We start from the raw sequence: 9544 nt of genomic DNA on the forward strand, positions 1-9544 counted from the left end.
CGGGCGGCCGCGTGGTCGCGCAGCTCCTCGGGGGTGGCGGCGCCGGGCGCGTCGAGGACGGCGTAGGCGACGAGCCGCTTGTCGCCGGGCCGGTCCTCGCGGACGAGCACGGCGGCCTGGCGGACGGTGCCGTGGGCCATCAGGGCGGCCTGGACCTCGCCGGGCTCGACGCGGAAGCCGCGGATCTTCACCTGGCCGTCGGCGCGGCCCAGGAACTCCAGGACGCCGTCGGCACGCCACCGCACCAGGTCGCCGGTGCGGTAGACCCGCTCCCCCGGGGCGCCGTGCGGGTGGGCGACGAAGCGTTCGGCGGTCAGGCCCGGCTGGCCCACATAGCCACGGGCCAGGCCGACGCCGGCCATGTACAGCTCGCCGGTGACTCCGACCGGGACCGGTCGCAGCCGCTCGTCGAGCAGGTACACCCGCTTGTTCGCGACGGGCCGGCCGACTGGGATCGACGGGGCGGTGGTGTCACGTGCCTCGATCGTGTGGCAGCAGGTGAAGATCATCGACTCCACCGGCGAGTAGCCGTTCACCAGCCGCAGCGACGGATACGCCGCCCGCGCCTTCGCGATGTGGGCCACGGACAGCGGCTCGCCGCCCGTCATCAGCTGCCGCACGCCCTCGAAGCACCCCGGGTGCTCGTCGAGCAGGAAGTTGAGGAGGCTCGCCGAGACGTGGACGGTGGTGACCCCGTGCGCGGCGATCAGTTCCGCGACGGCGGCCGGCTCGGGCCGCAGCCCGGGCTGGAGGACGCAGGTGCCGCCGTGCAGCAGGGCGCCGAACAGCTCCAGGGCGAAGGCGTCCCAGGACACCGGCGCGCACTGCAGCCACACCTCGCCCGGGCCGAAGGCCACGTACTCCTGGCCGGTCAGCGTCCCCGTCATCGCCCGGTGCGGCGCCACGACCCCCTTCGGCGCTCCGGTGGAGCCGGAGGTGAACATCACGCAGGCCACGTCCTCGGGCCCCGCGATCCGTCCCAGGTCGGTGTCGTCCAGGGCGGCGATCGCGTCCGCCTCGGTGTCCAGGCGTACGAAGTCGGCGGCGGCGTCGCGCCAGCCGTCGGCGGGTTCGCCGGCGGTGACGATCAGCCGGGCCCCGGCGGTGTCGGCGACGGCGCGGAGCCGTTCGACAGGGAATCCGGCGTCGAGGAGGGTGTATCCGGCGCCCGCCTTGAGGACGGCGAGGACGGCGACGACGAGGTCGAGGTCCCGGTCGAGGAGGACGGCGACGGTGTCGCCGCGGCCCGCGCCCCGGGCGCGGAGCCGGCGGGCGAGCCGGTTCGCGGAGGCGTTGAGCTCCGCGTAGCCGATCGTGCGGTCCGGGAGGACGAGGGCGGTGGCGTCGGGGGTGCGGGCGGCCTGCCGCTCGAAGAGTTCGTGGACGCCCGCGGTCCGGGGGAAGGCGGTGGCGGTGGCGTTCCAGGTGTCGAGGAGCGTGGTGCGCTCGTCGGCGGCGAGGACGTCGAGGTCGCCGATCCGGCGGTCCGGCTCGGCCGCGGCGGCCGTGAGGAGGCGGACCAGGCGGGCGGCGAGCGTCTCGGCCGTCGTCCGGTCGAAGAGGTCGGTGGCGTACTCCACGAAGCCGGTGAGGCCGGCGGGCGCGCCGTCCTCGGCGTGGTGCTGTTCGGCGACGAAGGTGAGGTCGAACTTGGCGCTGTGGCGCTCGGGGTGCGCGACCCGCACCTCGCAGCCCGGCAGGGCCGGGACCGGAGTGGCGTCCTGGAGGGCCAGCATCACCTGGAAGAGCGGGTGCCGGGCGAGCGAGCGGACGGGGTTCAGCTCCTCGACGATCCGGTCGAACGGCACGTCCTGGTGGGCGTAGGCGGCGAGGTCGGACTCCCGGACGCGGGCGAGGAGTTCGCGGAAGGTCGGGTCGCCGGAGGTGTCCGTGCGCAGCACCAGCGTGTTGACGAAGAAGCCGACCAGGTCGTCCAGGGCCTCGTCCGACCGTCCGGCGACCGGGGTGCCGAGGGGGATGTCGTCGCCCGCGCCGAGCCGGGTGAGCAGCGCGGCGAGGCCGGCCTGCACCACCATGAACAGGGTCGAGTCGCTGCGGCGGGCGAGGTCGAGGAGCCGGCCGTGCAGTCCGGCGTCGAGTGCGAGGGGGACGCTGTCGCCGCGGTGGTCGGCGACGGCCGGCCGGGGCCGGTCGGTGGGGAGGGGCGTCGCGTCGGGGGCGCCGGCGAGGGCCTGGCGCCAGTGGTCCAGCTGGCGGCGGGCGAGGCTGTGCGGATCGGCCTCGTCGCCGAGGAGGGCGCGCTGCCAGAGGGTGTGGTCGGCGTACTGGACGGGCAGCGGCGCCCACTGCGGCGGACGGCCCGAACGGCGGGCCTCGTAGGCGGTGGTGAGGTCGCGGGCCAGCGGGGCGAGGGACCAGCCGTCGGCGGCGATGTGGTGCGTCACCAGGAGCAGGACGTGGTCCTCGGGGGCGACGGTGAGCAGCGTGGCCCGCAGCGGGGGCTCGGCGGCGAGGTCGAAGCGGTGGGCGGAGGCGTCGCGGAGGGCCCGGGGCAGGTCCCGTTCGGGGCAGGCGACCGTGTGCCACACCCGGGCGGCGAGGGCGGCGTCGGCGTCGAGGACGTGCTGGTGGGGCTCGCCGTCCGCCGTGGGGAAGACGGTGCGCAGGGCCTCGTGGCGGGCCGTCACGTCGAGGACGGCGTGGCGCAGCGCGTCGGTGTCGAGGGGGCCGCGGACGCGGAGCGCGAGCGGCACGTTGTACGAGGCGCTGGGCTCCTCGGCCTGGTCGAGGAACCAGAGGCGCCGCTGGGCGGAGGAGAGCGGGACGCGGTCGGGGCGCGGGGCGGGCAGCAGGGGCGGGCGGGGGGCGGCTCCGGATCCGGCGTCGGCGTCGGTGGCGTCGAGGCGGGCGGCGAGCGCGGCCACGGTCGGGGCGTGGAAGAGTTCGGCGATGCCGACGTGGGCGGCGAGCGCGGTGCGGATGCGGCTGATCAGGCGGGCGGCGAGGAGCGAGTGGCCGCCCAGGTCGAAGAAGCTGTCGTGCACGCCGACCCGTTCGACGCCGAGGACGCCGGCGAAGAGCTCCGCCAGGGCGGTCTCGCGGGGGGTGCGCGGCTCCGCGCCGGCGTCGGCGGACGCGGTGGGCGCGGGGGCGGGCAGGGCCTGGCGGTCGAGCTTGCCGTTCGCCGTGAGCGGGAGGGCGTCCAGGACGGTGAAGCTGCCGGGCCTGAGGTGTTCGGGCAGGTGGGCGGTGGTGTGGGCGCGGGCGTCGGCCGGGTCGAGCACGGTGCCGGGCTCGGCGACGAGGTAGGCGGCGAGGCGCTTGTCGCCGGGCCGGTCCTCGCGGACCACCACGGCGGCCTGCCGGACGTGCGGGTGCCGCATCAGGACGGCCTGGACCTCGCCGGGCTCGACGCGGAAGCCGCGGATCTTCACCTGCCCGTCGGCGCGTCCGACGTACTCCAGGACGCCGTCGGCGCGCCGGCGGACCAGGTCGCCGGTGCGGTAGACCCGCTCGCCGGGGGCGCCGTGCGGGTGGGCGACGAACCGTTCCGCCGTCAGGCCCGGCTGGCCCAGGTAGCCGTGGGCCAGTCCGGCACCGGTGAGGTACAGGTCGCCGACGACGCCGGCCGGCACCGGGCGGAGCCGGTCGTCCAGGACGTACACGCGCTCGTGGGCGATCGGCCGGCCGATCGGGATCGCCGGGTGGCGGGTGTCCTCCGGGGTGATGGTGTGGGTCGACACGAAGATCATCGCCTCGACCGGTCCGTAGCCGTTGACCAGCCGCAGTCCCGGGTACTCCGCGAGCGCCTTCGCCGCGTGGGCGGGCGAGGCGGCCTCGCCGCCGCCGATGACCTGGCGCATCCCGGTGAAACACCCGGGGTACTCGTCGAGCAGGAAGTTCAGCAGGCTCGCCGACAGGTAGGCCGAGGTGACGCGGTGGCGGGCGATCAGCTCGGCGATCACCGCGGGCTCGGGCTTGCCGCCGGGCTGGAGGACGCAGGTGCCGCCGTACAGCAGCGGGCCGAAGACCTCCAGGGCGAAGGCGTCCCAGGACATCGGCGCGGACTGGAGCCACACCTGGTCCGGGCCGAAGTCCACGAAGTCCTGGCCGGTCAGGGTGCCGGTGAGGGCCCGGTGCGGGGCGACCACGCCCTTCGGCACGCCCGTGGAGCCCGAGGTGAACATCACGCACGCCGCGTCCTCGGGACCCACCTCGCGCCCGGGCGCGGTGCCGGCGCAGGCGGCGATGCGTGCCGCGTCCGGGTCCGCGTCCAGCAGGACCAGGCGGGTGTCCGGGGCGAGCACGTCGCCGAGCGCCCCGGCCGTGACCACCCGCGCGAGTCCGGCGCGTCCGACGACGTCCCGCAGCCGCTCGCCGGGGAACCCGGGGTCGAGCAGGGTGTACGCGGCGCCCGCCTTGAGCACGGCGAGCAGGGCCACGACGAGCCGCGGCTCGCGCTCCAGGAGCACGCCGACCGTGTCGCCGCGGCGCACCCCGAGCCCGATGAGGTGCCGGGCCAGCCGGTTCGCGTCGCGCTCCAGCTCGCCGTACGTCATCCGCGCGTCGCCGGAGACGAGGGCCGTCGCCTCCGCCGTGGCCCGGGCCTGCCGCTCGAACAGCTCGTGCACGGGCGTCCCGTACGGGAGCGGAGCGCCGAGCGGGGCGCTCCCCTCCCCCAGCAACAGCCGCCGCTCGCCGGGCGCGAGGACGTCCAGGTCGCCGATGGGTACGTCGGGCCGGTCGGCGGCCGCCTCCAGGAGGCGCACCAGGCGTGCCACCAGCGCCTCGGCGCTGTCCCGGTCGAACAGGTCCACGGCGTACTGGGCGGTGCCGCGGACGCCGGTGGGGCGGCCGGTGGCGTCGTAGCCCTCGGTGACGTCGAAGGTGAGGTCGAACTTGGCGACGTCGAGGGTGAGCACGCGCTGCTCGACGAGGTCGGCGCCGGGCAGTCGCGGGGTGGCGACGGCGTTGTTCTGGAGGACGAGCATCACTTGGAAGAGCGGGTGCCGGGCCGGGGAGCGGACGGGGTTCAGCTCCTCGACGATCCGGTCGAACGGCACGTCCTGGTGGGCGTAGGCGGCGAGGTCGGACTCCCGGACGCGGGCGAGGAGTTCGCGGAACGTCGGGTCGCCCGAGGTGTCGGTCCGCAGCACGAGGGTGTTCGCGAAGAAGCCGACCAGGTCGTCCAGGGCCTCGTCCGACCGTCCGGCGACCGGCGTGCCGAGGGGGATGTCGTCGCCCGCGCCGAGCCGGGTGAGCAGCGCGGCGAGGCCGGCCTGCACCACCATGAACAGGGTCGAGTCGCTGCGGCGGGCGAGGTCGAGGAGCCGGCCGTGGAGCCCGGCCGGGAGGTCGACGGGGACGACGCCGCCCCGGTGCGAGGGGTGCAGCGGGCGGGGGCGGTCGGTGGGCAGCGCGGTCTCCTCGCCGAGTCCGGCCAGGGCCTGCCGCCAGTGCGCGAGCTGCCGGGCGAGCACGCTGTCCGGGTCGGCCGGGTCGCCGAGGAGGTCGCGCTGCCAGAGGGTGTAGTCGGCGTACTGGACGGGCAGCGGCGCCCACTCCGGCGCTCCGCCCCCGGCGCGGGCCGTGTACGCGGTCGCCAGGTCGCCGACCAGCGGGGCGAGGGACCAGCCGTCGCAGGCGATGTGGTGCACGACGAGGAGCAGGACGTGCTCCCCCGGTCCGGCGTCGAAGAGGTGGGCCCGGAGCGGCGGCTCCGTGGCGAGGTCGAAGCCCTGGCGGGCGGCGGCGGTGAGGGCCTCGGGGAGGCCGGCCGCGCCGGGGGCCGTGTGGGTCCAGGGCACACCGGCGTCCTCGGGGGCGGGCACCTCCTGGCGGGGCCGGCCGTCGGTCGCGGGGTGGCGGGTGCGCAGGGCCTCGTGGCGCTCCGCGAGGTCGGCGACGGCCCGGCGGAGGGCGTCCGCGTCGAGGGTGCCGCGCAGTCGCAGGGCGATCGGGACGTTGTACGTGGCGCCGCCCGCGGGTTCCTCGCCGGTGTCGCGGCCCTCGGCCTGGTCGAGGAACCAGATGCGCTGCTGGGCGGCGGACAGCGGGAGTTCGGCGGGCCGGACGGCGGGGAGCAGGGCGGGCGGGGCGGCCTCGGCTCCGTCGAGGGCGCGGGCGAGGGCGGCGGGGGTGGGTGCCCGGAAGAGCTCGCGGATGCCGATCTCCACGCCGAAGGCGCGGCGGATGCGGCTGATCAGGCGGGCGGCGAGCAGCGAGTGGCCGCCGAGGAGCAGGAAGCTCTCGTCGGCGCCCACCTCGTCCAGTCCGAGGACGTCGGCGAACAGGCCGCACAGGGTGTGCTCGGCGGGCGTCTCCGGGGCGCGGCCGGCCGGCGCGGTGCGGGTCCGCGGGGCGGGCAGGGCCTGGCGGTCGAGTTTGCCGTTCGGGGTGAGCGGGAGGGCGTCGAGGACGACGACGGCGGAGGGCACCAGGTGTTCGGGGAGGCGGGCGGCCGCGTGGTCGCGCAGCTCCTCGGGGGTGGCGGCGCCGGGCGCGTCGAGGACGGCGTAGGCGACGAGCCGCTTGTCGCCGGGCCGGTCCTCGCGGACCACGACGGCGGCCTGACGGACGTGCGGGTGCTTCATCAGGGCGGCCTGGACCTCGCCGGGTTCGATCCGGAAGCCGCGGATCTTCACCTGTCCGTCGGCGCGTCCGACGAACTCGACGACGCCGTCGGGCCGCATGCGGACCAGGTCGCCGGTGCGGTAGAGGCGGGCGCCGGGGGCGCCGTACGGGTGGGCGACGAAGCGTTCCGCCGTCAGGCCCGGCTGGCCCGCGTAGCCCCGGGCCAGACCGACGCCGGCCATGTACAGCTCGCCCTCGGCTCCGGCCGGGAGGGGGCGCAGGCGCTCGTCGAGGACGTGGACCTGCTTGTGGGTGAGGACGGAGCCGACGGGTATCGCGGAGTGCCCGGTGTCCGGTTCGCCGATGGTGTGGCAGCAGGTGAAGATCATGGATTCGACGGGCGAGTACCCGTTGACCAGCCGCAGCCCCGGGTACGCGGCGAGGGCGCGGGCCACGTGCGGCACGGACAGCGGCTCGCCGCCCGTCATCAGCTGCCGCACGCCGTCGAAGCAGCCCGGGTACTCGTCCAGGAGGAAGTTGAAGAGGCTCGCCGAGACGTGGACGGTGGTGACGCCGTGGTCGGCGATCAGCCGGGCGATGAGGGCCGGTTCGGGGCGGGCTCCGGGCTGGAGGACGCAGGTGCCGCCGTGCAGCAGGGCGCCGAACAGCTCCAGCGCGAAGGCGTCCCAGGACACCGGCGCGCACTGCAGCCACACCTCGTCCGGGCCGAAGGCCACGAAGTCCTGGCCGGTCAGTGTCCCCGTCATCGCCCGGTGCGGCGCCACCACGCCCTTCGGCAGGCCCGTCGAGCCCGAGGTGAACATCACGCAGGCCACGTCCTCGGGCCCCGCGACCCGCCTCGGGTCGGTGTCGTCCAGGGCGGCGATGGCGTCCGCCTCGGTGTCGACGGGGACCGGGAGCACCGGCGTGCCGTCCCAGTGGCCGGCGAACCGGGCGGCGGTGACGACGCGGGCGGCTCCCGCCAGGGCGGCGATGTCGCGGATCCGCCCGGCGGGCAGGCCGGGGTCGAGGAGGGTGTAGCCGGCGCCGGCCTTCAGGACGGCCAGGACGGCCACCACCAGCTCGGTGTCCCGCTCCAGGAGCACGCCGACGGTGTCGCCGCGCCGCACTCCCCGCGCGGTCAGGTGGCGGGCGAGCCGGTTGGCCCGGGCGTTCAACTCGCCGTACGGGGTGCCCCGTCCCTCGAAGACCACGGCGGGGGCATCGGGGGTCCGGGCCGCCTGCTCCTCGAAGACCTCGTGGACGCAGTCCAAGGACACCTTCATCATCTCCATCGGTCGGGGCGCGGGACGGGGCGCGGGATCTCGGGGTGGGAGGGGCGGGCGGCGGCCCGGGTCAGTTCGCGGCGGTCTCGGCGATGAGGCTCGCCGGGCGCATGTCGGTCCAGTGGGCGTCGACGTAGTCGAGGCAGCTCTGCCGGGGCGCGGCTCCGTGGACGGTGGTCCAGCCCTCGGGGACCTCGATGTCGGCCGGCCACAGGGAGTGCTGGTTCTCGTGGTTGACCAGCACCAGGTAGGCGGCGTCGGCGTTCTCGAAAGGATTGGTGGTCATCGGGATTCTCCTGCTCCTGATCCGATCGCGTGGATTCGATGACGTGGATTCGATGTCGCGGAATCGCTTGCGCTGATTCGATTCCGAGGAGTCGATTCCTCGGGGACATCGGAAAGTTATCGCCGCCGCGCGGTCCGGAAAGGCAGCGGGCGGGGCAGCCGATCGGCAGTTACCGACGGCTCCGGGGGAAAGGGACCCGACGCGGAACTGCCGGTGTGCGGGGCGCGTCGGCGTGGAGTTCGGCCAGGAAAGCGGCGGGCAGCAGCCGCTCCAGCGCGGGCGGCCCGAACAGGGAGACGCCGACGGGCAGTGCGCCGGAGTGTCCGGCGGGGACGGCGACGACGGGCCGGCCGGCCAGGGCCGGGAGGGTGGAGCTGGTGCGGGTGAACGGGTCGGGTCCGTCGTCGATGCGCCAGGCCGGGCCGCTGGTCGCGGCCAGCAGGACGTCCACGCCGTGCCGGGCCAGGGCCGCGTCGATGAGGTGGCGGGCCCGTCGCCGGGAGCGGCGGCGGAGGGCGGGGGCGAGCGCCCGTTCCCCGTCGCCGAGTTCGGCGCACCGCTCCAGCAACTCCTGGCCGAAGAGGCCCAGTTCCACGGGGTCCCGGCGGTTCGCCGCGATGACCTCGTCGAGGGTGGCGGGCGCACCGGGCCTGCCGCCGAGGTACCGCTCCAGTGAGGGCCGGAACTCCGCGCAGAGCGCGTCGAGTCCGTCGACGAGCAGGTCCCTGGGCAGGGCGATCTCGACGGGGACGACGGTGGCGCCCGCGGCCCTGAGCCGTTCGGCGAGGCGTTCCGCGAGCTCCTGGGCGTCGGGGGCCATGCCCTTGACGTGCCAGAGGCCCATCCGTACGCCACCGGGCGGGGCCGGTGCGGTGGGGAGGGGACGACCGGTCAGGACCGCGAGGCCGAGGGCCGCGTCGGCCAGCCGGGGCGCGAGGGGCCCGAGGGTGTCCTGCACGCTGGAGATGGGCACGACCCCGGCCGTGGGCAGGGTGCCGGGCGCCGGTTTGATCGCAGCCACGCCGCAGACGCCGGCCGGGCAGACGAGCGAGCCGTCCGTCTCGGTGCCGAGGGCGAGCGGCGCCATGCCGGCCGCCACGGCGGCGGCCGAGCCGGCGGAGGAGCCCCAGGCGCTGCGCGCGGGGTCGTGGGGGTTGCGGGTCTGGCCGCCGACGGCGGACCAGCCCTCGATGCTGCGGGTGGAGCGGAAGTTGCCCCATTCGGTGAGGTTGGTCTTGCCGAGGACGACGGCCCCGGCGGCACGCAGCCGGGTGACGACCTCCGCGTCCCGCACGGGCGGGGGGGGGGGGGGGGAGCCCGATCTCCCCGGCGCCCCGCCCCCCCTCGACGCCCTTGGTGAGGTCGTCGACGGCCTTCGAGAGGTCGGCGTTGTCGGTGGTGTTCTTGAGGTTGCCGAGCTCCGTGGAGATGGAGTTCA

The 9544-nt window shown here is 76.0% G+C and carries 3 protein-coding genes; all 3 read right to left on the bottom strand.

Going from position 1 to position 9544, the window contains the following annotated elements:
* A partial coding sequence (locus tag ACFW1I_RS36980) for an amino acid adenylation domain-containing protein (protein ID WP_384678276.1) occupies nucleotides 1-7814 on the bottom strand: 7814 nt, incomplete at its 3' end.
* A 76-nt stretch (nucleotides 7815-7890) separates the two neighbouring features.
* Nucleotides 7891-8106, bottom strand: coding sequence for an MbtH family protein (locus ACFW1I_RS36985; RefSeq protein ID WP_384678278.1), 216 nt, complete (start codon nucleotides 8104-8106; stop codon nucleotides 7891-7893).
* 169 nt (nucleotides 8107-8275) lie between these two features.
* Nucleotides 8276-9400, bottom strand: coding sequence for an amidase family protein (locus ACFW1I_RS36990; RefSeq protein WP_384678280.1), 1125 nt, complete (start codon nucleotides 9398-9400; stop codon nucleotides 8276-8278).
* Nucleotides 9401-9544: the final 144 nt, after the last annotated feature.

Origin of the sequence: Streptomyces sp. NPDC058955, from assembly GCF_042741435.1 — a bacterium.
Classification (GTDB): domain Bacteria; phylum Actinomycetota; class Actinomycetes; order Streptomycetales; family Streptomycetaceae; genus Streptomyces.

Coding starts and splice junctions, on each gene's coding strand:
- ACFW1I_RS36985 (WP_384678278.1), bottom strand. CDS start 8,106: ATGACCACCAATCCTTTCGAGAACGCCGACGCCGCCTACCTGGTGCTG.